Source organism: Stenotrophomonas sp. KH_036_B, assembly GCF_057839485.1.
Window position 1 is genome coordinate 3466925 of the sequence record NZ_CM174491.1, and the last position, 25259, is coordinate 3492183.

Here is a 25259-nt window from a genome sequence, read left to right on the forward strand (position 1 = left end):
GCCACGCCATGCGTGGCTGCGCGGCGCCTGGCGAAGCAACACGCCACGCATGGCGTGGATCTACCGGGTCGTGATGGTCTGCGTGCCCTTCACGATTTCGAACGTAAACGCGTAGAACAGGCTCACCGGCACCGGCTCAACCTGTTCCGCACCGGTACAGCCGCCGTTCGATGCCGGCCCCCTGCCCGCTGCGAACCGGCAGACGGCCGCCGGTGTGTACCGCCACATCGCCACCGCGTCCTGCGCGGCCTGCACAAGCGCTGCGTTCTCCGGCGCCTTGCCTGCGGCGCAGTCGTCGCGATCGGTCAACGGCAGGCTGCGCTGCACGTTGCCCTCCGCATCGACCACCACCTGCAGGCACACCTTGGTCGGCGCCAGTTCGCGGCGTGGATCGCGATCGCCCAGGACCGGGTCGGGTGCCGCATACAGTTGCGGCATGCGGTAGCCCTCCCCGGCATTGAGTACATACGCCTCGACCCGGCCTGCACCGCCGCCCCCTTCAGGCCTGAGCTGCTGCAGATCGACCGTCTCCGCACGCGTATCGACCGTACGGAGCCGGTCGTGACCGGCACAGCCGGCCACCCCCACCAGCAACGCAACCGCCGGCAGACAGTGCCTCACTGTTCGGTCACCGTTTCATCCATGGCGAACGTCACCGGAATGCGTACCGCCGCTGCGACCGGCTTGCCATCCTTCAGCGCCGGCCGATAGGTCCACTGCCGTGCCGCAGCGATCGACACCTCCTCGAACACGCCCGGATTGGTCGCGCTGAGCACGCGCACGTCGCTGACCTTCCCCTGTGCATCGACGTCCACGCGCAGCATCACCTGGCCGGTCTGGCTGTTTTCGAACGCACTGCGCGGGTAGCTCGGCGGCGGCATGTTCTCGACCGTCACCGGCCGTTCCAGCGCGGCGCCGGAGGTATCGTCCTGCGTGGACTGGAACGAATGGGTGCTGATCGGCGGGCTGCCACCCGCGCTCCCCTGGCTGGCCCACGCCACCGTTCCCACGCCAACGCACATTCCCAGCACCAGCACCTGGCCCGACAGCCACGGCAACGCCTTCGTCCTGTGTTCCTTCAACATGGCAATACGCTCCTTCAACAGCGGTTGGCTGCGCCAGTGGCAGGCCATCGGCGCAACCGGGTGGACCAACTGCGCCTTCAGCAGCGCGTTGGCATAGAGCCGGCGCAATGCCGGATACGGTTCAACCGTGCGCGCGTCGCAGGCCAGCTCCTGGTCGCACAGGAAGCGGCGCGCCGCCCACGGCAGCAGCGGATGGAACCAGAACAGGCAGCGCAGCACCGCGAGGGCGGCATTGGCGATAGGGTCGCCATGCCGGCGATGACTGCGTTCGTGCTGCAGGATCAGGTCGCGCTCGGCCACGGTGAAGCGGGCGTCGAAGTCGGGCCCGACCACGATGCGGGGCGACCAGACGCCCACCAGGGCAGGCAGCCCCGGATCTGCGCTGGCCTGCCAGCTGCCATCCTGCCGCGGCTGCAGCACGCCCAGCTGTCGCTCGAAACGCCGCTGTGCCCGCCAGTAGCGACCGGCCAGCAGCGCCGCGCCCGCCATCCAGAGAGCCGCCAGCACGACCGGCCACGCCGATGCATCGGCCGGCAGCGCCGGCGCCCGCAGCACCGCCCCCAGTGCCAGCACCGGGGCGCTGTCGGCCAGCGGCAGGCGCGGCACCGGCAGCAGCGGTGCCACCAGGACCAGCGGCAGCAGCCACCAGCTGCGGTACACCAGGGGCGCGCCGCCCAGGCGGCGCAGCACGGGGCGAAGCGCAGCCAGCAGGAGCACGGCGATCGCCAGCCAGACGCTGGCCAACATCAGGGACGCGAGCAGGTCAGTCATGGTCCAGCGCCTCGATCAGCGTCCTCAGTTCGGCGATGTCCTGTGCGCTCAGCTCGCCGCGCTGGCTGAAATGCGCCACCAGCGGGGCCACCCGGCCGTCGAACAGTTTGTCCAGCAGCCCGCTGCTCTGTTCGGCCACCCAGCGTTGGCGCTGCAGCACCGGTGAGTACAGGTAGCGGCGGCCGTCGCGGGCGGCGCTGATCGCGCCCTTGGTCAGCAGGCGGTTGAGCAGGGTCTTGATGGTGGGCTCGGCCCAGTCGCGCCCGGCCAGCGCCGCCACCACCTCATCGGCGCCCAAGGGGTGGCGCCCCCACAGTACTTCCATCACCACGGCTTCGGCTTCGCTGATCTGGCTCATCATTTACATCCGTAATCGACAGTCCGATTACGCACGTAATCAATTCGCGTGTCAACCCTGCGTCGGGGCATCCGATGCATCGCACGCCCTGTCGCATACAGGGCACCCGCGCGGAGCGCGCGCGCTCATGGTGTCCAGCAGGGAACGGTCGCGTCGCGGTCTGTTCAAGACGGAAATGCTGTAATGGTGCGAATGAATCTGCAGGATGGCGCTGGATGACCGAGCACCTCACCGACCTCGACGCGGCGATCGACTGGCTGCTGCAACGGGTCGACGGCCCGTTGCGCATTGGCGCGCCCTTGGCGCTGGGCAAGCCGCACCGGCTCCTCAACGCGCTGTATGCGCGGGTGGAGAATGACCCGTCGCGGCCATTGCAGTTGTACACGGCGCTGTCGTTGAACCCGCCCCGCCCCGCGCCCGGCGGGCTTGAAGGGCGTTTCATGGCACCGTTTGCCGAACGCCATTTCGGTGCGGACTTCCCGCGCCTGGCCTATGCCGATGCGGTGGCGCGCGACCGCCTGCCTGCCCACGTGCAGGTGGAAGAGTTCTACATGCAGTCCGGCGCGCTGCTGGGTTCGACGCAGGCGCAGCGGGGCTACACCAGCCTCAACTACACCCATGCCGCCGACGCGGTGGCGCAGCGCGCGCCGAATGCGATCGTGCAGAAGGTGGCGATGCGTCCCGACGACCGCCGCCTGTCGCTGTCGTGCAACAACGACATCACCCAGGACACGCTGGATGCCATGACCGCGCGCGGGCTGCCGCGCCCGCTGCTGATCGCCGAAATCGACCCGAACCTGCCCTACCTCGGCGGCACGGCGACGGTGGACGTGTCGTTCTTCGATCTGGTCATCACGCCGCCCGGCCCCTACCCGGACCTGTTCGGTTTGCCGCGCCAGCCGGTCAGCGATGCCGACTACGCCATCGGTCTGTATGCCAGTGCGCTGGTGCGCGACGGCGGCACGCTGCAGATCGGCATCGGCACGCTCGCCGACGCGATCAGCCACGCACTGGTGCTCCGCCATACCGACAACGCGCGCTACCGGCAGATCCTGCACGCGCTGGACCCGACGTTGGCCAGCCATCCAACGGTGCTGGAATGCGGCGGGCTGGAGCCGTTCGAGATCGGCCTGTACGGGTGCAGCGAGATGCTCAACGAGGGCTTCCGCCGGCTGGTGCAGACGGGTGTGATCCGACGCAAGGTGCACGATGACCTGGCGCTGATGGAGCGGATCGAGAGCGGCAGCACGCTGACCATCGACCACGCCACGCTCGATGCGGAAGGCGAGTACCTGCATGGGGCGTTCTATTTGGGTTCGCCGGAGTTCTACCAATGGCTGCGCGAGCTGCCGGAGGACGAGCGCCGTGCGATCGGCATGCGTCGCATCAGCGAGATCAACCAGTTGTACGGCGGCAACGAAACACTGGAGCGGCTGCAGCGCCGGCATGCGCGATTCTTCAATTCCTGCATGATGGCCACGGCGCTGGGCGCGGCGGTCTCCGATGCGCTGGAAGATGGCCGCGTGGTGTCCGGGGTGGGCGGGCAGTACAACTTCGTGGCGATGGCGCACGCGCTGCCGGAGGCGCGCAGCGCGCTGATGTTCCGGGCGGTGCGCGAGGACAAGGGCGCGCTGCAGTCGAACGTGCGCTGGAACTACGGCCACACCACCATTCCGCGCCATCTGCGCGATATCTACATCAACGAATACGGCATCGCCGACCTGCGCAACCTCACAGACGAGGACTGCGTGATCGGCATGGCGGGCATCACCGACGCGGCGTTCCAGCCCCAGCTGCTGCAGACCGCGACATCGTCGAAGAAGCTGGCCACCGATTTCGTGCCGCCCGAGCACTGGGCGCGCCGCAATACCGCGCGCGCGGTAAGCGCGTCGCTGGCGTCGTTCCGCCAGTCGGGCGCCCTGCCCGACTACCCGCTGGGCAGCGACTTCACTGACGTGGAGCAGCACCTGGTCAAGGCGCTGGGCTGGCTCAAGCAGAACACCCAGACCCGCGGCGCGAAGCTGCGCACGGTACTTTCCGCGTTGACCCAGCCCGCAGCCGACGGCGATGTGGTGTACCTGCAGCGCATGGGACTGGAGGCACCGACCACGTTCGGCGAACGTATCGAAGCGCGCCTGGTGCGGTTGGGGTTGGCGCGGACGGCGTAAGGCGCATCCTGCTTGCAGGCGATGCTCCATGGACGGATTCACGGCGTGTCCCGCCAACCCGCACCCGCCGGCCCAGCTCGGGCAATGCATCACGTCGATGGCTGTTCGCCCCAATGCATGAAGCTGCCGTGTGCAGCACGGCACTCTGGGATCAACTGCAATCTGACGCCCCCAGGCGCGGAACAAACAAAAACGGCGCTCCCCTTTCGGGAAGCGCCGCTCTTGCTTGCATCACCTGGCAGCAGGCGATCAGTTCGCCAGCTGTGCCTTGGCTGCAGCCACCACGTGGTCGGTGGTGATGCCGAAGTGCTTGTACAGCGCTTCGGCCGGTGCCGAGGCACCGAAGGTGTCGATGCCGATGACGGCGCCGTCCAGGCCCACGTACTGGCGCCAGAAACCGGTGACGCCGGCTTCCACTGCCACGCGGTTGCGCACCGCGTTCGGCAGCACGGACTCGCGGTAGGCCGCGTCCTGGCGTTCGAAGACGTCGGTGGACGGCATCGAGACCACGCGGGTCCTGATTCCGGCTGCATCAAGCTCGGCCTTCGCCGCCACGGCCAGGCCCACTTCCGAACCCGTACCGATCAGGATCACGTCCGGCGTGCCGCCTTCGGCGTCGGCCAGCACGTAGCCGCCGCGCGCGATCTGCGCGACCTGCCCGGCGCTGCGCGGCTGGTGCGGCAGGTTCTGGCGGCTGAACACCAGGCAGCTTGGACCGTCCTGGCGGGTGATCGCCGACTTCCAGCTGACGGCCGACTCGACCGCATCGCACGGGCGCCACACATCGTTGTTCGGGATGTAGCGCAGCGACGCCAAGTGCTCCACCGGCTGGTGGGTCGGGCCGTCTTCGCCCAGACCGATCGAGTCATGGGTGTAGACGTGGATCGCGTGGGCCGGGATCAGCGCGCTCATGCGCACGCCGTTGCGCGCGTAATCGCTGAACACCAGGAAGGTCGCGTCGAACGGGATGAAACCACCGTGCAGGGCCAGGCCGTTGGCGATGGCGGTCATGCCGAACTCGCGCACGCCGTAGTACACGTAGTTCGCGTTCGGATCGTCAGTGGCGACCGACTTGCTCGCCTTCCACAGCGTCAGGTTCGAGTGCGCCAGATCGGCCGAACCGCCCACCAGCTCCGGCAGCAGCGGCGCGAACGCCTCGATCGCCAGCTGCGACGCCTTGCGCGACGCGATGGTCTGGCCATCGGCCTGCACCTGCGCGATGTACGCGTCGGCCTTGGCGATGAAGTCGGCCGGCAGCTCGCCGTGCGAACGTCGGGTCAGCTCGTCGGCTTCGGCCGGGAACTGCGCCGCGTACTTGTCGAACTGCTGCTCCCATTCGGCCTGGCGCAGCGTGCCCGTACCGCCCGCACGCCAGCCGGCGTAGATCTCTTCCGGAATCTCGAACGGACCGTAGTTCCAGCCCAGCTGCTTGCGGGTGGCTTCCAGCTCATCCTTGCCCAGCGGCGCGCCGTGGCTGGATTCCTTGCCGGCCTTGCCCGGCGAACCGAAACCGATCGTGGTGCGGCAGCAGATCAGGCTGGGCTTGTCCGACTGCGCCAGCGCGCTGTCGATGGCGGCCTTGATGCTCTCCGGATCGTGGCCATCGACGCCGCGCACCACGTTCCAGCCATAGGCCTCGAAACGCTCGGGGGTGTTGTCGGTGAACCAGCCGGCGGTGTTGCCGTCGATGGAGATGTGGTTGTCATCCCAGAAGCAGACCAGCTTGCCCAGGCCCCAGGTGCCGGCCAGCGAGGCGGCTTCGTGGGACACGCCCTCCATCAGGCAGCCGTCGCCCAGGAATACCCAGGTGCGGTGGTCGACGATCGCGTGCTCGGGGCGGTTGTAGCGCTGGGCCAGCAGCTTTTCCGCCAGCGCGAAGCCGACCGCATTGGCCAGGCCCTGGCCGAGCGGACCGGTGGTGGTTTCCACCCCGGGGGTTTCATGGTGTTCCGGGTGGCCGGCGGTCTTGCTGCCCAGCTGGCGGAACTGCTTGAGCTGCTCCAACGGCAGGTCATAACCGCTCAGGTGCAGCAGTGCGTACTGCAGCATCGAGCCGTGGCCATTGGACAGCACGAAGCGGTCGCGGTTGAACCACTTCGGGTTGTTCGGGTTGTGACGGAGATAATCGTTCCAGAGGACTTCGGCGATATCGGCCATGCCCATCGGCATGCCGGGATGCCCGGACTTGGCGGTTTCGACCGCATCAGCGGCAAGGAAGCGGATGGCGTTGGCCAACTGGCGGCGGGTAGGCTGCGTCATGGTTCTGTCGGGTCGGGAGGCTCCCGCGGAGCTGCGGGCTAGATATTGTCGCAGCTCCAGCGCTCACGCGCTTGCGCTGCAACAACATCTGCCCACGTTTCGCCAGGCGAAACGCGGGCCCCCGGGCATGCCTCGTATCCCCGCGCCTGTCGGCGCGCCCCCTTAACAGAAGGGGGCTGTGCCACCCGACGAATCGCGCTCAATCTTCACATTTGTAAACAAACCCTGTCCGCTTCAGAAACAAAAAACGCCCCGCTGGTGGGCGGGGCGTTTTCGGGTCAGGCGAGGTGATCAGGCCTCGCCGGTGGCCGCGTTGATCACGGCGCACATGGATTCGCGCTGGAACTTTTCGCCGGTCATGTAGCCCGACGGGGTGGTCTTGACGATCTTGACCGTGGATGAGTTCTTGTCCTTCGGGGTAATCACCACATTCCAGGGAAGCGTGATCTGGCTCCCTCGGCCACCGGACACGCTTTGCTCGAACATCAGCAGGCCCGATTCCTTGTCTTCCGACTTCACGGTCAGACCGGACGTCACACCCTCGATCTTGATGCGTTTGAAGGCCACCTCGGCGCTCACCGGGACCACGTCCCAGTTGCTGAACCGGCGGCCGGCCAGATAGCTGCCTTCCACCTGGTAGTTCGCGCAGTCCGATTTCGCGCTGACGTCAAACGCCACCATGCCCAGTACGGCCACGATCAGGTACATCTTCCTCATTGACTTGCTCCTTTCCCCGCACGACGCCAACCCCGGCGCCTTCCATGCGCGGGGTCAGTATCCATGGCATCGATTGCGCATTCAATCGCGGGAAGCGACAGGTCCAGGAATGTGACTTTCATCACTCTCACCCTTCGCCACCAGGGTGGTCAGGGCAAGATCGCCGGTGACATTGAGTGCGGTACGGCACATGTCGAGGAAGTGGTTCACGCCCAGGATCAGGCCGATGCCCATCGGGTCGACCCCGACCATGGCGCAGATCATCGCCACCACCGGCAGCGAACCCGACGGCACGCCGGCGGTACCGATGCCACCCAGGATGCAGACCGCCATCACCATCAGCTGCTGGGTGATGCTCAGGTCCACGCCGAAGAACTGCGCCAGGAAGATCACCGTCACGCCTTCGAACAACGCGGTGCCGTTCTGGTTGGCGGTGGCGCCCACGGTCAGGACGAAGCGCGATACCTTCTGCGGCAGCCCCATCTGGTCGGCCACGCGCAGCGCGGTGGGCAGCGTGGCGTTGCTGGACGCGGTGGAGAAGGCCATCACGGTGGCCTCCTGGGTATCGCGGAAGAACGCGATCGGCGAACGCCCGGACAGCCACACCGCCGCGCCGTAGGTCACCACCATGTGCAGGCCCAGCGCCAGGACCACCACACCCACGTAGGCGCCCAGGCGCACCAGCAGGTCGAAGCCGAAGATCGCCGCCAGGTTGAACATGAAGCAGGCCACGGCGTACGGCGCCAGGCGGATGACCAGGTTGATCAGGGTCATCGAGACCTCGAACACCCCTTCAATCACCTTGCGCAGCGGCGCGGTCTTCTCGTCGGGCGAGAGCACCATGCCGATGCCGAACATCAGCGCGAAGAACATCAGCGACAGGATCGCGCCATTGCTCGAGGCCGCCGCCAGCACATTGCTGGGCACGATCGACAGGAGCATGTCCATGCCCTTGGGCTGCTCGCCGATGTTGGCCACGATCTCGCGGCTGCGTTCGACGTTTTCGTGCAGCAGCTGCGCGGCCATGGCCGGGTCCACGCCGACGCCGGGCTTGAGCAGGTTGACCAGCAGCAGGCCCAGGCCCACCGCGATGCCCGACAGCAGCACGGTGTAGGCCAGGGTCTTCCAGCCGATCCGGCCGAGCGAGCGGATGTCGCCCATTTCGGACACGCCCATCACCAGCGCCGAGAAGATCAGCGGCACGATCAGCATGAAGATCAGGTTGAGGAACAGGCCCGAAAGCGGCGTGGTCAGGTAGGTCATCACCGCGCGGGCGGCGTCGGGCAGCCAGGGAATACCCGGCCCGATGGCGTGCACGATCAGCCCAAGGATCAGACCGAGCCCGAAGCCGATGGCCATTTTCCAATGCAATGGCAGCTTCTGCCGGGGGGTTGCGGCCTCAGTCATGGGCGGTGTTCCTTTGAAGATCGATCAGCTTAGCAAAGCCGGGCCCAGGCCCGGCGTGGGCCTCAGCGGCCCGGGGGATACAGCGGTTCGAGCCCAGTCTTCTCCGTGCCGGCCACCGGACGCCAGTGTGGTCCGTCATGGAAGGCCCGGCGCAGCGCCTGGCGGGCCGGCGCCACATCGCCCCCGTCGCGGCTCCAGCGGGCCGCCTGCATGGCCCGCAACGCGTCGCGCTGTGCCTCGTCGGCCAGGCGCGCGAGCAGCGCATCCAGGCCGCGTACGCCGCCCATCGCACCGAGGAGGGACACGATCTCGTCCAGCCCGCCGGTGTCCAGCGCGCGCCGCAGGTCCGCGCGCGACGGCGCCGCCGGCAACGGGGTCGCGGTGCCCGCCGTGGCGGCCGGCGCGCCCCTGCGGCTACGTCGCCAGCCCCAGATCAGGGTGAGCAGCCACAGCACGGCGAACCCGGCCGCAGCGGCGATCCAACCCCAGGGGCGGCCATGCACGGCGGTGACAGCGACCGCATCGGACGGGGTCTGCTGGGTCCCGGGCAGTGCCGCCGTGGTGTCGACCGCGACGGGCGCCGGGGTGCTGCCGGGGACCCCGGCGGCGACCGCCAGGGTCAGGTCGGGCAGCGTCGCCGTGCGCGGCTGCCCTGCCTTCACGTCCCACCAGGCCATGCGCGGGCCGGGTATCACCAGGGTGCCTGCCTGCCGCGGCACCACCGAATAGCGCCGGGTCAGGGTCAGCCGCGGCGTGCTGCCGTTGAAGGCCTCGTCGTACTGCGGCGGCTCGGCGAACACCTGCGCGCCCGGGCCCACGTCCAGGGACGGCAGCTCCGGGAACTGCGCGCGGGTGGCGCCGTCGGCCACCGCCTCGACCACCACCGTGGCCGCCTCGCCGGCACGGGCGCGGGTCGGCGCCGCCGTATAGCGCAGGCGCAGGTCATGCAGCGGCAGCCACGGCTGCGGCGCCGCATCGGGCTGCGCACGCACCTGCAGGGTACGGTCCGGCGCGTTGGCGCGCAGCCGCCCATCGCCCCCGAACATGTCGTCAAAGAAGCCGCCGACGCTGCGCCCGTTGAAGCGCGCGCCTGCAAGCAGCAAGGGGCCGCTGCGCTCGGGAATCAGCAGGTAGCGGCGCTCCACCAGGTTGTAGCGGCGCCCGTTGACCTCGCGGACCAGGCTGCGGTCCTCGCCGACGCGCTGGAGCGAGGCTCCCTCCGGCGTATCCAGGCCCAGCTCGCCGGACAGCAGCTGCGAGGCGTAGTACAGCCGCACCACCACGCCCACGCTCTGCTGCACATAGGGATTGGCATCGTCCACCTCGGTCTCGACGAACGCGGTGGCGTTGCCCGGTACGGCAGCCGAGGCCGACGTGCTGGCGGACACCGTCAACGGCAGGGCCGTGGTGCGCGTCGCGCCCACCTGCAGCGCGGGAACGGTCAGCACGCCGCTGCGCCGGGGGCTGAGCACGATGCCGTAACGCGAACGCGCGCTCATCGCGCCCTGGCTCCACTGCACCTGCCGGCTGCTGGTCTGCCCACTCAGCTCGAAGTCGGCCTGCAGCGGCGCATAGTCCGGCGCGCCGGCATCGGTCTCGATGGTGAGGGTGACGGTGTCGGTGTCGCTGATCGCATCGCGGTCCAGCCAGGCCCGGGTCTGCGCGTTGGCCACGCCGCTCACGCCCAGCAGCAGCCAGACGCAGGCGCGCCACCAACGTCGCGTGGAGATCGCTGCGTTCATTTTCCTTCCCGTTTCCTGCGTTCGTTTTCCAGCTGGAACTTGCTGCGCAACAGGCTGCCAGGATCGTCCGGGACCCGCCGCATCCACGCCTCGACCGCCTGGCGCTGTTCGCGCTGCTGGGGCGTTTCGGTGGCCTCGCGGCGTTGCGCCGGCGATTTTCCTGCCTCGCCCTGCTGTCGCTGCAACGCCTCGCGCATCTGCTGCCGCTGGGCGGCGTCGGCACGGGCCTGCTCGGCTGGATCGGGCTTGCCGGGATCCGGTTGCTGCGGTGGCTGGCCCTTCCCTTGCTGCGGCTGGCCCTGCTCGCCCTGCTGCGGGGGTTTCTGTTGGGATGGCTGCTTCGATTGCTGCTGCGATGGTTGCTGCTGCGACTGCTGCTGTTGGCCCGCGCCCGGCGGTGGCGTGCGCTTGCGCGCCGCGTCCACCGCAGCGCGGTTGGCGACCGCGTCGGGCATGCCCGGGCGAAGCTTCAGCGCTTCGTCGTAGGCGGCGATGGCCGCGTCGTATTGACCCTGGCGGGCCAGCGCATTGCCCAGGTTGTAGCGGCCTTCGGCGTCGTGCACGTTCTCAAACCGGCGTTGCGCCGACTGGAAATCGCCACGGCGGTACGCCTCCACGCCACCGGACTGGGTGGCCTGGTCACGCTGGTCATCGCGCTGCCACCAGGAGCGCTCCGCGGCCTGCGCCGGGACCGGTGCGGCCAAGGGCAGCATCACGCAGAGCACGGCCAGCGCGGTCAGTCCGCGCCGCCGGAAGGCGCACAGCGACAGCAGCATCAACAGCGGCAGCAGCCAGAAGCCTTCATCGCGCCACGCCATGCCCTGCCCCTGCCGGCTCTCGCCGGTGCCGGTGCCGCTGCGCGGGGTCAGCACGCCCAGGCCCCGCAGATCCGAATCATCGTCGGCGATACCTGCATAGCGACCGCCACCGGCATCGGCCAGTGCGCGCAGGCTGTCTGGATCCAGCTGCGCCCGGGCGATCTGGCCATCGCCGGCGCGATAGGCGGCACCGGCCTGGCTGCCCAGGCCGAGCACGGACACCTGCATGTTCTGCGCCGCCGCCGCCGCTGCTGCTGCGCGAGCGGCGTCATCGGCCTGGTCGGTGAGCAGCAGGATATCGCCGCCTTTGGCACCGGACTGCTGCAGCAGCAACACCGCCGCCTCGATCGCCCGGTCGGCACGCTGGCCGTCGCGCGGCATCACCTCCGGCGCCAGCGCGTCCAGGTAGAGCGCGACGTTGGCGTGGTCCTGGGTCAACGGCGCCACGGTGAAGGCATCGTCGGCATACACCAGCAGGGCCAGCTCGCCGCCCTTGCGCTCACGCAGCAGGGTGGCCAGCTTGGCCCTTGCCTGGAGCAGGCGCGACGGCGGAAGATCGGTCGCGGTCACCCGCGAGGACAGGTCCAGCACCACCACCAGCGGTGCCGGCGACTGCCAGAGCGGCTGGGCCAGCTGGCGCCATCCGGGCCCGGCCAGCGCCAGCACCGCCAGTACCCACCCGCCCAGCAGCAGGAACAGGCCAGCCCAGCCACGGCCCCGGCCATTGCCGGCCACCAGCAGGTGCGGCAGCAGGTGTGCGTCCACGTTCTGCCGCCAGACGCTGCTGCGCCGACGCCGCCAGCGCCACAGCAGTGCGATCAGCGGCAGCGCCAGCAGCGCCCAGAGCGCCTCCGGTCGGGCGAAATGCACGGCAGCGAGCGACAGGTTCATGCCCAGCGCCTCGGCAGCAACCACGCCAGGCCGCCAAACAACATGGCCAGCGCCAGTGGCCAGGCATAGCGTTCGATCCGCGGGCGCACGGCGGCGCCGGCCGCGGCGACCGGCTCCAGGCGTTCCAGCTCGGCGTAGATGCCGGCCAGCTCATCGGTGTTGCGCGCCCGGAACGAACGCCCACCGGTGAGGTCGGCGATCCGGCGCAACGTCGCTTCATCCACCGGGTCGTCGCCGCCAGGGATCTGCATGCCGAACAGCCGGTAGCTGCCATCGCCGCCAAAGGCCACGGTGTACACACGGACGCCTTCGGCCTGGGCCAGCTCGGCCGCGCGCAGTGGCTGCAGCACGCCGGCATTGCTCACCCCGTCGGTGAGCAGGATCAGGACGCGCTGGCCCTCGGGCTGTTCGCGCAGGCGTTTGACCGCCAGCGCAATGGCGTCGCCGATCGCGGTGTCGCGGCCGGCCAGGCCGACCTCGCTGTCGTTGAGCTGGTTGCGCACCGTGGTCAGGTCGCCGGTGATCGGGGTCAGTGTGTAGGCGCGCTCGCCGAAGATCAGCAGGCCGACCCGATCGCCGACACGCCGATCCAGGAAGTCGGCCAGGACCGCCTTGGCGGCGGACAGGCGCTGCACCACCTGGTTGCCGAGCATCATGTCGGTCTCGCTCATGCTGCCGGACACATCAACGGCCAGCATCATCTGCCGACCCTGCTGGGGCGGCGTGACCGGCTCGCCCAGCTGCTGCGGTCGCGCCAGCGCGATGCACAGACTGATCCAGGCCAGCCACAGCAGCAGTCGTCCGGCGCGGAGGGCCACCGCCGCACCCGCCGTACCAAGCGAGGCCAGCGGTTCAGCGGCGTAGGGCACGCGCAGTGCCGGGGCCGTACCCGCGCGTGCAGGCAACAGGTGCATCAGCAGGGGCAGCGGCAGCGCCAGCAGCGCCCACGGCCAGGCCAGGGCATCGAACCAGGGCAGCCAGGCGGGGAGTGCCACGGCCATCATGCCGCGCGCCCGAGCGTGAGGTGCAGGAAGCGCTCGCGCGCCAGCGGCCGCAGGCGCTGTACGGACTCTGCGTCGAGGGCGCGACGATACCCGCCATCGAGCAGCAGCCGACCCTCGCCATCGGAAAACGCGCGGCTGCCCGGCGCATCCAGGAACTCGAGCCACGCCTGGCCCTGCAGCAGTTCGGCGCCCGGCTGGCGCTGGCGTGCGGCGCGGCGCAGCAGTTCGGCGATCGCGGCCACTTCTTCAACCGGTGTTGCGGCGGCGGCCAGTGCGGTGTCGAAGATGCCCGACCAACGCCGGTACTGGCGACGGCGATGCGCGTGCCACGCCCATCCAATGAGCGCACACAGCACCACCACGCCGAGCACGGCCCACCAGCCCAGGGGCAGCGGCCACCACGACGGCACGGCCGGCAGATGCACGTCGCGCAGCGGCAGCGAGGTGGCGGCACTCATGCGACCACCGCCGACGGCAACGGACCGAGCCACCCATCGCTGGCATCGTCGCTGCTGACCACGTGCACCTGCACGCGGCGCGCGCCAAGGGTCTGCTGCAGTGCGTCCAGCGGGGCAACGAAGCGGTCATGCCAGTGCTGGCGTACGGTGGGGCTGTCCAGGTCCAGCACCACCCGTCGCCCCTGCGACAGGAACGGCAGCAGCGCATCGGGCGGCTCCAGCTCAAGCGGGTCGACGAAGAGCATCAGCTGTACTTCATGGTGCAGCGCCAATGCCGACCATCGGGCCGCGTCGATGGCGGCCGCACGTGCAGGATCGGCCAGCACCACGACGCGTGCGCCGGGCCGCAGCAGGCGGGCCGCCTGCTGCAGGGCGTGGTCCAGGCCGGCATCGTCGGGCGGCGGCGCGGCATACCAGCGGGTCAACGCGTCCAGCACGCGCAGCACGCCGCGGGTGCCGCCCGCCGGGCTGAGTGGCGCTTCATTGCGACTGCCGCGCAGCGCGGCCAGGCGGTCGCCTTGGCGCTGCGCCAGCCAGGCCGCCACGGCGCCCACCCGCGCGGCCTGGACCGATTTGAAGCGGACCCGGGTACCGAAATAGAGCACCGGGTCGGTGTCGGCCACCAGCAGCGTGAGCCGCTCGCGCTCGGCCTGGAACAGTTTGGTATGCGCACGACCGGTACGTGCGGTCACGCGCCAGTCGATGTGCCGCGCATCGTCACCGGCCACGTATTCGCGCGACTCGGCGTACTCCATGCCACGCCCACGCATCGGCGAAGGCGCCTGCCCGGCGTGCGCCATGCGACCGCGTCGGGCCGGCGCCAGCCGGTGTGCACTGCGCCGCAGCGCGACCAGCTCCGCCAGGCTGGGCTGCACGCCATGGCCAAGCAGCGCCGCCGCACCATTGTCATCAGGAGACGTCATCGACGACTCAGGGCACCGGCACGCGGGCAATCAGTTCGGCCACCAGCCGCTCACCATCCCAGCCTTCGGCAGTGGCTTCGTAGCTGGGCAGCACGCGGTGGCGCAGCACGTCAGGGGCCACGCTGCGGACATCGTCGGGCGTGACGAAGTCGCGGCCGGCAAGCCAGGCGCGCGCCCGGGCGCAGCGTTCCAATGCAATCGAGCCACGCGGGCTGGCGCCCCAGGCAATGCGTCGTGCCAAGGCCGCGTCGTAGCGGGCCGGGTCGCGCGTGGCCAGCACCAGTTCGATCAGGTAGCGCTCCAGCGCCGGGGCCATGTGCAGCGACAACACCGCCTTGCGCGCGGCGAACACGTCGTCCAGCGGCATCCGCGTTGGCGCCGGCGGGGCCGTGCCCAGCGCATCGCGGGCGCGTTCGCGGGCCAGGCGCAGGATCTCCGCCTCGGCGTCCGAATCGGGGTAGCCGATGCGCACGTGCATCAGGAACCGGTCCAGCTGCGCTTCGGGCAGCGGGAAGGTTCCTTCCTGTTCGATCGGATTCTGGGTGGCCATCACCAGGAACAGCGGTGGCAGCGCGTAGGTGTGGCGCCCCACGGTGACCTGGCGTTCGCCCATCGCCTCCAGCAGTGCCGATTGCACCTTGGCGGGGGCACGGTTGATCTCGTCGGCGAGCAGGATGGGATGGAAGATCGGGCCGGGCACGAACTCGAAGCGCCCTTCCTGCTGGCGCCAGATCTCGGTACCGGTCAGGTCGGACGGCAGCAGGTCCGGGGTGAACTGCACACGCGAGAAGTCTGCTTCGAGCCGCGCCGCCAGGGCGCGGATGGCCGTGGTCTTGGCCAGGCCCGGCGCGCCCTCGACCAGCAGGTGGCCATCGGCCAACAGTGCGGTCAGCAGGCGCTCGACCAGTTCGGCCTGGCCGACGATCTCGGCCGACAGGCCGTCGCGCAGGGCACGGAAGCCGTCATGCAGGCGATCGTGGTCCACAGCGGTGGAGGAGGAAGGAGGGGCGTCGAGTCCGGGCATGGGGGGTGGCAGGTTCATGGCGTCCATCTGACCCACGCAACAGGCGTAAGGTTCCGCCTACATGATGGCAGGCTGGGAGCCGGGCCGGTATCAAGATTGCCTGAACGCAAGCGCCTCGACCTCACCTGCGAGCCGGCACCTAGCGCGGTTCGGAGGCAGCCTCGGCACCGCGGTCGGTGAAGATGGCCCTGCAATACGCTCCGCCCATCACAAACTTACGGCACACCGTCGGGCGGCTGTCGTAGATCCCGCAGTTCCTGTTGACGCGATCCAGCGCGACGCACCAGCCATCCGCTGCCTTGGCCATCACCCGCACGCCGTCTGACAGCGTGGTGGTGAGATGCGGTGGAATGTGCCCGGAGGATGCATCCAGCACGACGGTCAACCGACAGCACTGGGCGATGCATTTCGAGCAGCTTGCTGCCGCCATGTGGATCACCTGCTTGGATCGGCACGACCGGCACGATGCCCGCCGGTCCCGGAATGCAGCGTGAAGCACGAACCCGCGGGCCTGAATGGAGGGCCGCACGCGGACGGCCTGAAGCTCGAACGAGACCCAAAACAAACACAGCCGATGCTGATCGTTTTGCAGGCAGCAACCTGGTAGATCTCGTGCATTCCCGGGTTACGTATTGCCGTGCTCTCAAAATCGTGGATGTCCGCTCTAGCTTTCAAGCCACTCACCTTGAAACGCGGCTTCGGGGAAGCGGGCTACAACAGAAGCAAGGTCCCCAAGCGCGACGCGGACGTGTCCGGAAAATGCTGCCATACACCGAGATCACCGCTTTCTTCTCGTTCCGGATGACGCAAGCAGAGCCAAGCCAACCACGCTGAAGAAGATGACGGCGCGGCGAGGAATGGTCTGTTGATCCCTCTCTACCATTCCAGCAATGAAGTCTGGCGAGCGCCCCGCTCCCTTGGCTTCAGAGCCATGCGCTCGCATGTCGTTCATAGTGAAGACGACCGTAAAAATGGCTATAGAAGCCAAGAAGGCAACGGCTACCTGTCGCAACCATGGTCGGGAGGCAAACAATCCCACGACGGTCGCAACGCCTGCCAGTGATATCAACGCGACAGTAGCACTCATCATTTCGGGCACCCGCACAATGCGATCGGCGAGCCATTGACTTCCATATTGGCGATGACTGCACCATTGTGAATATCCTTAAGGCTGTCCGCATCAAAATCGAACTTGCCGCTCCCGCCCATCGCATCTGTAGCGTCGAAATAGATGCCACCAGCGATCACCAACGCTAGACCTGTACGGCCACCGTAGTGAATTCCAGAATAGCCGGCTATGAAGTTGCCAAACTCGGCAGCAGATAGCTTCCCGACCAATGGCGCCACAAAAGTGCTGTTCGACTGATTCATCTTGAAATCAAACTTGCCAAATCCCCCGTGATTACTGAGTGCGTTGGCTGTTCGCTGCGGCAACGGAGCAGACATGTCTTGTTTCGCCTCATCAAGGATCGCTCGCGTCTCGCAAGCGCTGTAGTCTTTCAAGCCCCAAGGATCAATCCGATCAACTGGATTGCCCGACACGTAGCCATAGGTATTCAGCCCGCCAATCAGACCTATGGGATCACTCTGCGAATACCGACCCGCCACCGGATCATAGTCCCGCTGGTAGTTGTAGAACATCCCACTTGCATCGGTCGCCTGCTGCCCAGGGAACCGCAGCGCCAGATCGAATGCCACTCCATCCCCATCCGGATCGCTGCTCGGGATCTGGTTCCCGAACACCTCGCTCTTGTTGCTCCACTCCCAGATCGCCACGTCACGCACCGGGTCGATGACCACGCGCGGGGTGCCCAGGTGATCGGACTGGATGTAGGACAGCTCCGGCACACCAGTGGCCGCGGTGTTGAGCAACGCCACCGGATAGGTGTCCAGCCAGATCGCCTGCTGCAGCGGTGCGCCGGTAGCGGCGTAGCTGCCCAGCCACTGGCCGGCCTCGTCATACAGAGTGAGCTGCGCGTCACCTGCCGTCGGCGCGCGCAGCACCCGCTCGCCACGGTGGTTGTAGGTATACGCCTCCAAAACGGCACCCCCCTGCTTCACCTGGCTCATGCGGTTCGCGTCGTTGTAGAGGTACTCCTTACCGCCGATGCTGACGGTGTTACCGGCCGCATCGTGATTGCGCGCCTCACCGTCCACCGCCAGCAGGCGATGGCTGTCGGCCGGGTACGTGTAGTTTGCGGTGCCGTTGGCGGTGGTCAGCGAGGTGCGGTTGCCGGTGGCGTCGTAGGCGTAAGTCTCAATCGGCGTGCTGGTGGGGCCGTCCTGGGTCTGAGTGAGCCGGCCCAAGGTGTCGTAGCCATACCTGGCTTGAACTACGGAGCCGGTGCCGTTCTTCAGCTCGGTTATGCTGCCGACCGGGTCGTAGCCGAAGCCCAGCGACAGGCCGCCGGCGGCGGGGTCATGCACCGCCTGCGGGCGGTAGTCGGTGTCCACCGGGCGCTGCAGCTGCCGACCGTTGCCGTACGTCCAGCCAGTTGCCGGGCCAAAGGGCGCGTGCGTGACGTTGCTCACCACCAACTGGCGCGACTGCCCGGGACGGGTCAGGCCAATCTGGCTGATGCGACCAAGGCTGTCTCGCACGTAGTCGGCAACGCTGCCATCGGGATAGGTCAGCTGCGCGAGGCGGCCGCCCCTGGTGTAGCCATAGCGCAAGGTGGTGCTTACACCCTTGACGATCTGCACCTTGCGGGTGACCTGCCCGAAGCGGTCGTAACAGTATCCCGTGCTGCCGCCTGCGTGCAGCACCTGGCCCAGGCGGCCCTTCGCAAAGCGCTCGCTGACCTCGCAGGCCGCAGGCGCTGTGTCATACGTATAGCCCACGCCAAGGTTCGGGTCCGGGTACGCAATGCCTGTCAGGCGATTGAGCGCGTCGTAGTAGTAGGTGGCTGTAACGCCGCGTGCATCGGTGCGGGTCTTGCGGTTGCCCGCTGCATCCACCGTGAAGCCGGTGCCGCCGCTGTCCGGGCTGGCCTGCCCGGTGAGGTCGCCGAGGCCGTTGTAGGCATAGCTGGTGTGCAGGCCCTTGGGGTCGGTGACTTGGGTGACCTGATCCAGCGCGTTGAAGCTGGATGTGATCTCCGCCTCGATACCGCCCACGTCCTGCAGGGTACGGGCGAGACGGTTCAACGGGTCGTGTTGCTGGGTGGTCACCCGCTGCAGGGCGTCGGTCACGCTGGCCGGATTGCCCTCTGCGTCGTAAGTGAAGGCGGTGGCGTGATTGCCGGCGTCCTTCAACGTGGTCAGCTGGCCCAGCGTGTTGTAGATACGGGCCAGCGTGCGGCGCAGCGTGCCGGCGGTGTCTACCGTATCTTCCTTGAGGCGGTTGCCGGCGTTGTCCAGGGTGTAGTGGACGGTATTGCCCGCGCTGTCGGCAATGTCGGTGAGGCGCTGGGCAGCATCGTAGACGTAGGTGACCGTGCTGCCGTCGGGCTCGGTGACTTCCTGCACCTGCCCCGTGGGCCAGTAACTGATCTGGGTGGTGCGGTTGCTGGCCGGCGTGTCGCCGCGCACGCTGACCGAGGTGGGCCAGCCGCGCGGGTGGTAGGTGTAGTCGGTGACGACGCCGTTGCTGTCCACTACCGAGAGCGGGCGGCCCACGGTGTCGTAGGCAAGCGTCTGCACGGTCTGGGCCAGTGCGTTGCTCACGCTGAGCAAGTCGCCCTTGCGGAAGCTGCAGCTGCCCGTGCTGCCAGTCGCGCACCCGGCATCGTCGGCGGCGTAGTAGCTGTAGGTCACCACGTCGCTCACGTCGGTGCGCGGGCCATCCACCTGCTTTAGCAGGCCCAGCACCGGGCAGGTACCGCCAGCAGCCACATCGGCCGCCTCGCAGTAACTCAACGTGGTGGTGCGCACCTGGTTGGTGGTGGTGTCGCGTACGGCGATGGTGGCCGGCTGCAGGCGTGCGTTGCGGGTAATGTGCGTTTCGCGGTTGCCAACGCGGCTGAGCGCCACCCGGTTGCTGGCCACGACGGTATGGGTTTCGATGACGCGCTGTTCGGGCAGGCCGACCGCCTCGGTGGCAGTCTGCACGCTGACCGGTTGCCCGCTCACCGCGTCCGTGCCGGCACCATATACGTACTTGGTCTGGATGCCACGGCGGTCGGTGACGGTGTTGACTCGGCGACGGAAGTCCTGCGCGGCCGGATAGTAGGTGCGGCTTACGGCGCCTTGGGTGTCGGTCACGCCGGTCACCTTGCGCGGATAGCCCTCGCCGGCAGTCCCGCTGATGCCATAGGTGGTGACGTGGCCAAGGGCATCGGTGACGACGGTGGTGCCGGCGGGCGTGTAGACCAGCCGCGTGCCGTCGATGCCCACATCGGCCTGAGTGCAGTCACCGGAGTGACGGCTGCAGATTACACGGCCTTTGGGGTCGTAGTTGTACCAGCTGTAGCGGCGTGCGTCTTCAGCAGTGATGCCGGTGAGATAACGCGGGAAGTTGGTGTTTTCGTAGTGGTACACGCGGGACGACGCACCGGCGTATGCCACGTTTGCTACCTGACCATTGGCGTTGTAGGTATAGCTGGCGACCCGCTGGCCGCCCACCGAAAGCGCATTGATCAGGGCCTCGTCGCCTGCCACTTCGTAGTGGAACAATAAGGCTCGCCCGCTTGAATGGGTAATGGACAGCAGACGGCCACGCGGGTCGTAAAGATATACCAAGGTCGTGCCGTCTTCGCGGGCGCGCAGTTGCAGGCGGCCGTCGGCATCGAACGTCATTACCTCGTCGGCGCGGTAGAGCGTCCACGTGGTGCCCTGCTGAACGAGGCGATCACCGCTGCCATTGATGGCTTCATAGCTGGTGCCGAGCTGGTTGAACGCGGTATGCGTGCCGTCAATATCCACCATGCCCACCAGCAGCGTGTTGCTGGGCGGGAATCCGCCGCTGTCCACGCCGATGGCGAGGCGGATGTTGTGCGAGTGGGTCCAGTTGGGCCCGAAGCCCCCCGCGGGTGCGGAGGTCATGGAGTTGAAGTGGCGCACAAACTGGATCCAGCCCAGGTCCAGGTCAGGCTCGGCTTGCGTCTTGTTGCCGGTGGTCGGCTCGCAGGGGTTTCCTACCGGGCATTGCTGGGTCAGCGGCGTAGTGGAGTAGTGGAGCAGCATCTGCGCGGCCTGCTCCTGCCGTGGATCCATGCCGCAGGCGTTCAATTCCGGACGCCAAGCCATGAGCATGGTGTTGGGGCACTGCACTGTGCGCTTGCGCAACAACGAGACAGTCGCCTGAACTACGTCGCAGCCACCAGTGTCTGGGTTGGTCAGGTAGTACGGGGTGGCATACTTGGCGGACTCGCCAGTGTTGCTGCCATCTGCACCTTCACCCTCGCCAGCGCCGGGGATGCCGGACCATGGGCCGGGTATGACCTCTGTAGCCGGGCAACCCGGTGCGGAGATCCTGTCTGCTTTGATGGCAGCGATGACCGCCTGCTCGGTGGCGTAACTCTGGCTCTTGAACGTGTAGACCCAGTCGGTGATTACCAGCTTGACAGGCTTTATCTGGTAGTCGTAAGCGACCTTATCCTTGCCCACTTTGGAGCCGGCAACGTGCCATGTGAGAGGACCAGCCTGCTCATACACGGAGAAATTCTTTTCGATTGCCCGCTGGGCCTCGCCCTCAGTTGTGAGCGCCTGGCCGTAGGCTGCGATGGTCTCCCATTTCTTTCCGACCTCCTGCGCGCCTGCAAGCGGGGTTGATGAGAGGGCGACGAGGACCACGAATGCGCGTTGGCGCGGCGTATACGGCACGAAGCGGGACATTCCGGTGCTCCTTCCTGGAGGGGAACTGCTCGTTGATTGAGATGGGCGTTTGAGTCGACGTGCGCAGCTTTCCGGCTGGGCGGCGACGAGTGCCGGCAAGGTATGAATCGAAGGGCTGCCTGGTCAAGGTTGAAACCGACAGGCTTCTCACTTTCTTAGGTATTCGAGGGTTGGAGCAACCAACTTTCGGCAACATTTCAGGAGTTGCGCGGAGGTTTCCCAAGGCAGTTGCCGCCATATCCATGCACTTCCTCCCCGCGGTTCCGCCACGCGGGTGAGGACGAACGGCCCTGAGTGGGCACGAAGGGTACGCCCGACCAGGTCGGGCGCACCGCCACGAACGATCAGGAACGTCGAATCAGGGGACCCCGGCCTGCGCCAATGCGTCATTCACGGCAGACGTAATCGAACTTCCGTATCCGCTGTAGGCGTTGCTGTTGCAGCTAAGCCGAGCGCGGAAGATGACTCCATTGAGTTCTGCAGGCTCAAACCGACACGTACGCCGGGTTCCTGCACTGGACGGAAGCATGCGCACCACAGCGGCGTTTGCATCATCAATACTCGACCCCAGGCCAGCGACGGACCAGCTGCCCCCTCCTGACTTCCCGCAGCTGTAGGTGAATCGAAATCCATGTAGCTCGGGGTAATACGCGCCCTGCGCGGGGGCACTGCAATAGGCACCCGTTGCTGCCATTTCAGTCGCGATCGCCAACGCATTGTTCGCTGCGATCGTCGGGGAGCTGCCTACTGCCGTGATCGGACGTCCTCCGCACGAGAAATTTGCGTAGACACCGACTCCGTAGCTTCCCGTAGAAACGCTGCCCGTATTCGCCGAGCAGTTGAGGCCGGCCTCCCTGACCGCCAGGAAGCCTGCAAGATTCTGCAGGGCCTCCTCATGCGACACCCCAATGCCGTACACCTGGGCACCATCACAGGATCGCGTGGCGAGTGTTGCAGAAAGACTCGACATGGACGTGAACTGGGCGGCACCGCAGCTGAGCGCTGCAGCCCTTATCCCAGCAGACTGCGCAGAGGCTGAATTGTTTGGAACCAATGCCACCAAAACAGCTGCAGCGGCCGCTGCGATTAAAGATGACTTCATCATGTGGATCTCCGGTGTGCTATCCAGAGATGCTATTGATGATGACGACTTGCTCTCCTAAGGCTTTGCCCTCCGGGCGTGTAGGGAAACTACCCGCCACTGCCAAACCGAGCAACCGGTCACCAGCCAGCCTTCATCTCATGCCCGGTTTGGCTGCCAATGGCTAAAAAAAATCCGATGCAGCAACAGCCGCATCGGATTCTCTGACAATCAGAAACTGCGCTGAAGTGGTTTAGTTGGTCTTGGCCACGCGCAGCACCTTCGGGGTGACGAAGACCAGCAGTTCGGCCTTGTCCTTGTTGCGGCTGCGCTTCTTGAACAGGTTGCCGAGGAACGGCACGTCGCCCAGGAACGGCACCTTGTTGACGCTGTTGCGGTCGGTGAACTCGTACACACCACCGATCACAACCGTCTGGCCGTCATCCACCAGCACGGCGGTGTTCACTTCACGGCGGTTGATCGACGGGACCTGGCCGTAGCCGTCCAGCACGATGTAGCTCTCGACTTCATCCTTCTTGACCGACATGTTCAGGAACACGCGGTTGTCGTTGGTGATGGTCGGGGTGACCTTCAGTTCGAGCAGCACTTCCTTGAACTGCACGTTCGGCGTGGCAGCCTGGCCACCGGTACCGCCGGTGATGGTCACGTAGCCGATTTCCTTACCCTGCTTGATCACCGCCTCACGCTGGTTGGTGGTGACCACACGCGGGTTGGAGATCACTTCGCCGCGCGATTCCTGCTGCATGGCCGACAGTTCGACGTCGAGCAGGTAGCCCGCGTTGAGGATCGACAGCGCCAGCGAACCCGGGTTGCTGGCCGCCGCAACCGGCAGGTTCCAGTTCAGGTTCGGGGTGTTGAAGACCCGGCCCGGTGCCACCGGAATCGGACCGCCATTGGCATTGTATTCGGCCAGTGCTTCCTGGTACTCGGCGTTGGCCTCGGAGTTGTCATTGATGTTCTTGTGGTTCTGATCGGTATTGCCGCCGAACCACACGTTGTTGCGACTGCCGGAGATACCGAACTTGGCACCCAGCTCACGCGCAAACGTATCGGTGGCGATGACGATGCGGCTTTCGATCAGCACCTGGTCGACCGGACGATCGATCACGTTGATCAGCTCACGCATGCGCGCGATCTTCTTCGGGATGTCGCTGATCATGAGCGTGTTGGTGCGCTCGTCGGCGACGATACGGCCGCGCGAGGACAGGAAACCACTGTCTTCCTGCGACGAACCACCACCACCACCACCGCTGCCGCCACCACCACCGCCACCGCCGATACCCTTGGCCTCGGTCAGCGCTTTGAAGATCGCCGCCGCGTTGTGGTAGTTGATCTGGATGTAGTCGGTGATCAGGTCTTCGCGGTTTTCAATCGCGATGCGGGCGTCTTCCTTGTCCTGCTCGAACTTGGCCAGCTCCGGCTGCGGAGCCACCCAGATCACGCCGCCTTCGCGACGCTTGTCCAGGCCCTTGGCGCGCAGCACGATGTCCAGCGCCTGGTCCCACGGCACGTTGACAAGGCGCAGGGTGACATTGCCTTCGACGCTGTCGGAGGCCACCACGTTCAGGTTGGACTCCTCGGCGATCAACTGCAGCACGGTGCGTACCGGCACGTCCTGGAAGTTGAAGGTCACCGGCTTGCCGCTGTAGCCGCGCTGGGCCACTGCTGCCGCGGCCTGGGTCACGGTGGTCGCGTTCATCGCGCCGGAGGCCGGAGCACTCTTGCGCGGGGTGATCTCGACCACGTACTCATTGCCGGTCTGGTAGGCCAGCGAGTCGAACGCGGTGTTGGTGTTCAGCACCAGCTGCGTGCCGCCGCCATAGGGCTTGGGCTCGATGCGCTGCACCGGGGTGGCGAAGTCGGTCACGTTGATCGACTTCTGCAGGCTCTCCGGCAGGGTCGCGTTGCCAACGTCGATCACGACGCTGTTGCCCTGGTTGCGCAGGTCCGGATTGGCGCCCTTGCCGTCGAACTGCAGGATCAGCCGGCCCGCGCCGTCTTCACCACGCTTGAAGTCGATCTTGGACACCGCCAGCGAAGCCGGTGCGGTGGCCGGCGCAGCGCCAGCCGCCGGAGTGGTGGCAGGTGCCGCCGGCGTTGCCGCCATCAGCGTGCCATTGGCCACCATGAGCGCGACTCCCAGCGCGCACAGGTGGATCAGCTTCGGGCGCCGGGCGGGACGCTGCAGCATGGCGTTGGAAAAGGTCATCGTGCTATCCCCATAATCATTCATTGATCTTCAAGCGCAAGCGATGCAGGCCGTTCCAGCCAGCCGCCCGCGCCATCCGGCACCAGTTCAATCAGTTCGATCCGGTCTTCGAAGACCCCGGTCACCCGGCCGTCGCTCTGCCCCAGATAGACGCCCGGACGCACCCGATAGGTGACCTTGTCCGGCGCCATCACCAGCGCGACGAGTGCGCCGCCCTTGCCAATCGAACCGACCATGTCCAAGGCGTCCAGCGGGAAGGCTTCCAGCGGCTCCTTGCGGCGGTTCGGATCCGGGCGCAGGCCCGAGCCACCGGCCTGGGGGTTGGCCCAGGCGTCGGTGAACGGATCGCGCATGCCCTGCGCGGAATACTCGAACGTCTCGAACTGCTGCATTACCGGCAGCGGTTCCAGCGGTGGCGCCGGGCGGGCGCGCACGTCGGCGACCCACTTTTCCAGGTTCGGCGCGTCGCCCGGGGTGCTGGTGGTGCTGCGTGCGCAGCCCGCCAGCAGGACCAGCATCAGCAGGCCGCAGATGCGCGCGGTGCTAAC

General features: G+C 67.0%; 18 protein-coding genes. 2 read left to right on the forward strand and 16 right to left on the reverse strand.

The annotated features are described in order from the left end of the window. Positions 1 to 60 precede the first annotated feature (60 nt). From AC3ITN_RS15410 to AC3ITN_RS15420, 3 genes are read right to left on the reverse strand one after another with little or no spacing between them, the layout of a single operon-like run. Complete coding sequence (locus AC3ITN_RS15410) at positions 61 to 621, reverse strand: energy transducer TonB (RefSeq protein ID WP_489391074.1); 561 nt, start codon at positions 619 to 621, stop codon at positions 61 to 63. Next, complete coding sequence (locus AC3ITN_RS15415; protein WP_489391075.1) at positions 618 to 1856, reverse strand: M56 family metallopeptidase; 1239 nt, start codon at positions 1854 to 1856, stop codon at positions 618 to 620. Before AC3ITN_RS15415 ends, AC3ITN_RS15410 begins: the two co-directional genes overlap by 4 nt. After that, positions 1849 to 2214, reverse strand: coding sequence for a BlaI/MecI/CopY family transcriptional regulator (locus AC3ITN_RS15420; RefSeq protein WP_313345943.1), 366 nt, complete (start codon positions 2212 to 2214; stop codon positions 1849 to 1851). Before AC3ITN_RS15420 ends, AC3ITN_RS15415 begins: the two co-directional genes overlap by 8 nt. Before the next feature lie 215 nt (positions 2215 to 2429). On the opposite strand from AC3ITN_RS15420, the gene AC3ITN_RS15425 reads away from it, so the two are divergent. After that, entirely contained in the window at positions 2430 to 4382 is a 1953-nt protein-coding gene (locus AC3ITN_RS15425; RefSeq protein WP_489391076.1) for an acetyl-CoA hydrolase/transferase C-terminal domain-containing protein, read from the forward strand. A 249-nt stretch (positions 4383 to 4631) separates the two neighbouring features. Here AC3ITN_RS15425 and tkt read toward each other — a convergent pair whose 3' ends face one another. From tkt to AC3ITN_RS15480, 11 genes are all read right to left on the reverse strand, one after another. After that, complete coding sequence (gene tkt / locus AC3ITN_RS15430) at positions 4632 to 6641, reverse strand: transketolase (protein ID WP_489391077.1); 2010 nt, start codon at positions 6639 to 6641, stop codon at positions 4632 to 4634. A gap of 291 nt (positions 6642 to 6932) precedes the next feature. Beyond that, a complete protein-coding gene (locus AC3ITN_RS15435) occupies positions 6933 to 7358 on the reverse strand; it encodes a hypothetical protein (RefSeq protein ID WP_489391078.1) in 426 nt (141 codons plus the stop codon). Positions 7359 to 7439: 81 nt separating this feature from the next. Continuing rightward, the gene (locus AC3ITN_RS15440; protein WP_489391079.1) at positions 7440 to 8765 is read right to left on the reverse strand and encodes a dicarboxylate/amino acid:cation symporter; all 1326 of its coding nucleotides are present in this window, start codon (positions 8763 to 8765) and stop codon (positions 7440 to 7442) included. 62 nt (positions 8766 to 8827) lie between these two features. Beyond that, entirely contained in the window at positions 8828 to 10507 is a 1680-nt protein-coding gene (locus tag AC3ITN_RS15445; protein ID WP_489391080.1) for a BatD family protein, read from the reverse strand. Beyond that, positions 10504 to 12216: a VWA domain-containing protein gene (locus AC3ITN_RS15450; RefSeq protein WP_489391081.1), complete on the reverse strand. Its 1713-nt coding sequence runs from the start codon at positions 12214 to 12216 to the stop codon at positions 10504 to 10506. The genes AC3ITN_RS15445 and AC3ITN_RS15450 overlap by 4 nt, the downstream gene beginning before the upstream one ends. Beyond that, positions 12213 to 13220, reverse strand: coding sequence for a vWA domain-containing protein (locus AC3ITN_RS15455; protein WP_489391082.1), 1008 nt, complete (start codon positions 13218 to 13220; stop codon positions 12213 to 12215). Before AC3ITN_RS15455 ends, AC3ITN_RS15450 begins: the two co-directional genes overlap by 4 nt. Next, complete coding sequence (locus AC3ITN_RS15460) at positions 13217 to 13678, reverse strand: DUF4381 domain-containing protein (protein ID WP_489391083.1); 462 nt, start codon at positions 13676 to 13678, stop codon at positions 13217 to 13219. The genes AC3ITN_RS15455 and AC3ITN_RS15460 overlap by 4 nt, the downstream gene beginning before the upstream one ends. Beyond that, positions 13675 to 14601 carry a DUF58 domain-containing protein gene (locus AC3ITN_RS15465; protein ID WP_313345920.1) on the reverse strand — a complete coding sequence of 309 codons (927 nt, stop codon included), beginning with the start codon at positions 14599 to 14601 and terminating at the stop codon, positions 13675 to 13677. The genes AC3ITN_RS15460 and AC3ITN_RS15465 overlap by 4 nt, the downstream gene beginning before the upstream one ends. Before the next feature lie 7 nt (positions 14602 to 14608). Next, positions 14609 to 15643 carry an AAA family ATPase gene (locus AC3ITN_RS15470; protein WP_489391084.1) on the reverse strand — a complete coding sequence of 345 codons (1035 nt, stop codon included), beginning with the start codon at positions 15641 to 15643 and terminating at the stop codon, positions 14609 to 14611. A gap of 121 nt (positions 15644 to 15764) precedes the next feature. Further along, positions 15765 to 16055 carry a YkgJ family cysteine cluster protein gene (locus AC3ITN_RS15475; RefSeq protein WP_489391085.1) on the reverse strand — a complete coding sequence of 97 codons (291 nt, stop codon included), beginning with the start codon at positions 16053 to 16055 and terminating at the stop codon, positions 15765 to 15767. 656 nt (positions 16056 to 16711) lie between these two features. After that, on the reverse strand, positions 16712 to 21400 hold the full coding sequence (locus tag AC3ITN_RS15480; RefSeq protein WP_489391086.1) for an RHS repeat-associated core domain-containing protein: 4689 nt from the start codon (positions 21398 to 21400) through the stop codon (positions 16712 to 16714). 968 nt (positions 21401 to 22368) lie between these two features. Between AC3ITN_RS15480 and AC3ITN_RS15485 the strand changes: the two genes are divergently transcribed. Next, the gene (locus AC3ITN_RS15485) at positions 22369 to 22563 is read left to right on the forward strand and encodes a hypothetical protein (RefSeq protein WP_489391087.1); all 195 of its coding nucleotides are present in this window, start codon (positions 22369 to 22371) and stop codon (positions 22561 to 22563) included. Between the two features lie 171 nt (positions 22564 to 22734). Here AC3ITN_RS15485 and AC3ITN_RS15490 read toward each other — a convergent pair whose 3' ends face one another. Continuing rightward, positions 22735 to 24711 (reverse strand): type IV pilus secretin PilQ, encoded by a 1977-nt coding sequence (locus tag AC3ITN_RS15490; protein WP_489391088.1) that lies wholly within the window; start codon positions 24709 to 24711, stop codon positions 22735 to 22737. Between the two features lie 20 nt (positions 24712 to 24731). Then, positions 24732 to 25229 carry a pilus assembly protein PilP gene (locus AC3ITN_RS15495; protein WP_313345972.1) on the reverse strand — a complete coding sequence of 166 codons (498 nt, stop codon included), beginning with the start codon at positions 25227 to 25229 and terminating at the stop codon, positions 24732 to 24734. Between the last annotated feature and the right edge of the window lie 30 nt (positions 25230 to 25259).

Bases quoted from the DNA above. Each gene is read 5' to 3' on its own strand.
- AC3ITN_RS15470 (WP_489391084.1), bottom strand. From the start codon at position 15,643: ATGAACCTGCCACCCCCCATGCCCGGACTCGACGCCCCTCCTTCCTCC.
- AC3ITN_RS15440 (WP_489391079.1), bottom strand. From the start codon at position 8,765: ATGACTGAGGCCGCAACCCCCCGGCAGAAGCTGCCATTGCATTGGAAA.
- tkt (WP_489391077.1), bottom strand. From the start codon at position 6,641: ATGACGCAGCCTACCCGCCGCCAGTTGGCCAACGCCATCCGCTTCCTT.
- AC3ITN_RS15460 (WP_489391083.1), bottom strand. From the start codon at position 13,678: ATGAGTGCCGCCACCTCGCTGCCGCTGCGCGACGTGCATCTGCCGGCC.
- AC3ITN_RS15455 (WP_489391082.1), bottom strand. From the start codon at position 13,220: ATGATGGCCGTGGCACTCCCCGCCTGGCTGCCCTGGTTCGATGCCCTG.
- AC3ITN_RS15465 (WP_313345920.1), bottom strand. From the start codon at position 14,601: ATGACGTCTCCTGATGACAATGGTGCGGCGGCGCTGCTTGGCCATGGC.
- AC3ITN_RS15495 (WP_313345972.1), bottom strand. From the start codon at position 25,229: ATGCTGGTCCTGCTGGCGGGCTGCGCACGCAGCACCACCAGCACCCCG.
- AC3ITN_RS15420 (WP_313345943.1), bottom strand. From the start codon at position 2,214: ATGAGCCAGATCAGCGAAGCCGAAGCCGTGGTGATGGAAGTACTGTGG.
- AC3ITN_RS15435 (WP_489391078.1), bottom strand. From the start codon at position 7,358: ATGAGGAAGATGTACCTGATCGTGGCCGTACTGGGCATGGTGGCGTTT.
- AC3ITN_RS15475 (WP_489391085.1), bottom strand. From the start codon at position 16,055: ATGGCGGCAGCAAGCTGCTCGAAATGCATCGCCCAGTGCTGTCGGTTG.
- AC3ITN_RS15415 (WP_489391075.1), bottom strand. From the start codon at position 1,856: ATGACTGACCTGCTCGCGTCCCTGATGTTGGCCAGCGTCTGGCTGGCG.
- AC3ITN_RS15425 (WP_489391076.1), top strand. From the start codon at position 2,430: ATGACCGAGCACCTCACCGACCTCGACGCGGCGATCGACTGGCTGCTG.
- AC3ITN_RS15450 (WP_489391081.1), bottom strand. From the start codon at position 12,216: ATGAACCTGTCGCTCGCTGCCGTGCATTTCGCCCGACCGGAGGCGCTC.
- AC3ITN_RS15480 (WP_489391086.1), bottom strand. From the start codon at position 21,400: ATGTCCCGCTTCGTGCCGTATACGCCGCGCCAACGCGCATTCGTGGTC.
- AC3ITN_RS15485 (WP_489391087.1), top strand. From the start codon at position 22,369: ATGGACGTGAACTGGGCGGCACCGCAGCTGAGCGCTGCAGCCCTTATC.
- AC3ITN_RS15490 (WP_489391088.1), bottom strand. From the start codon at position 24,711: ATGACCTTTTCCAACGCCATGCTGCAGCGTCCCGCCCGGCGCCCGAAG.
- AC3ITN_RS15445 (WP_489391080.1), bottom strand. From the start codon at position 10,507: ATGAACGCAGCGATCTCCACGCGACGTTGGTGGCGCGCCTGCGTCTGG.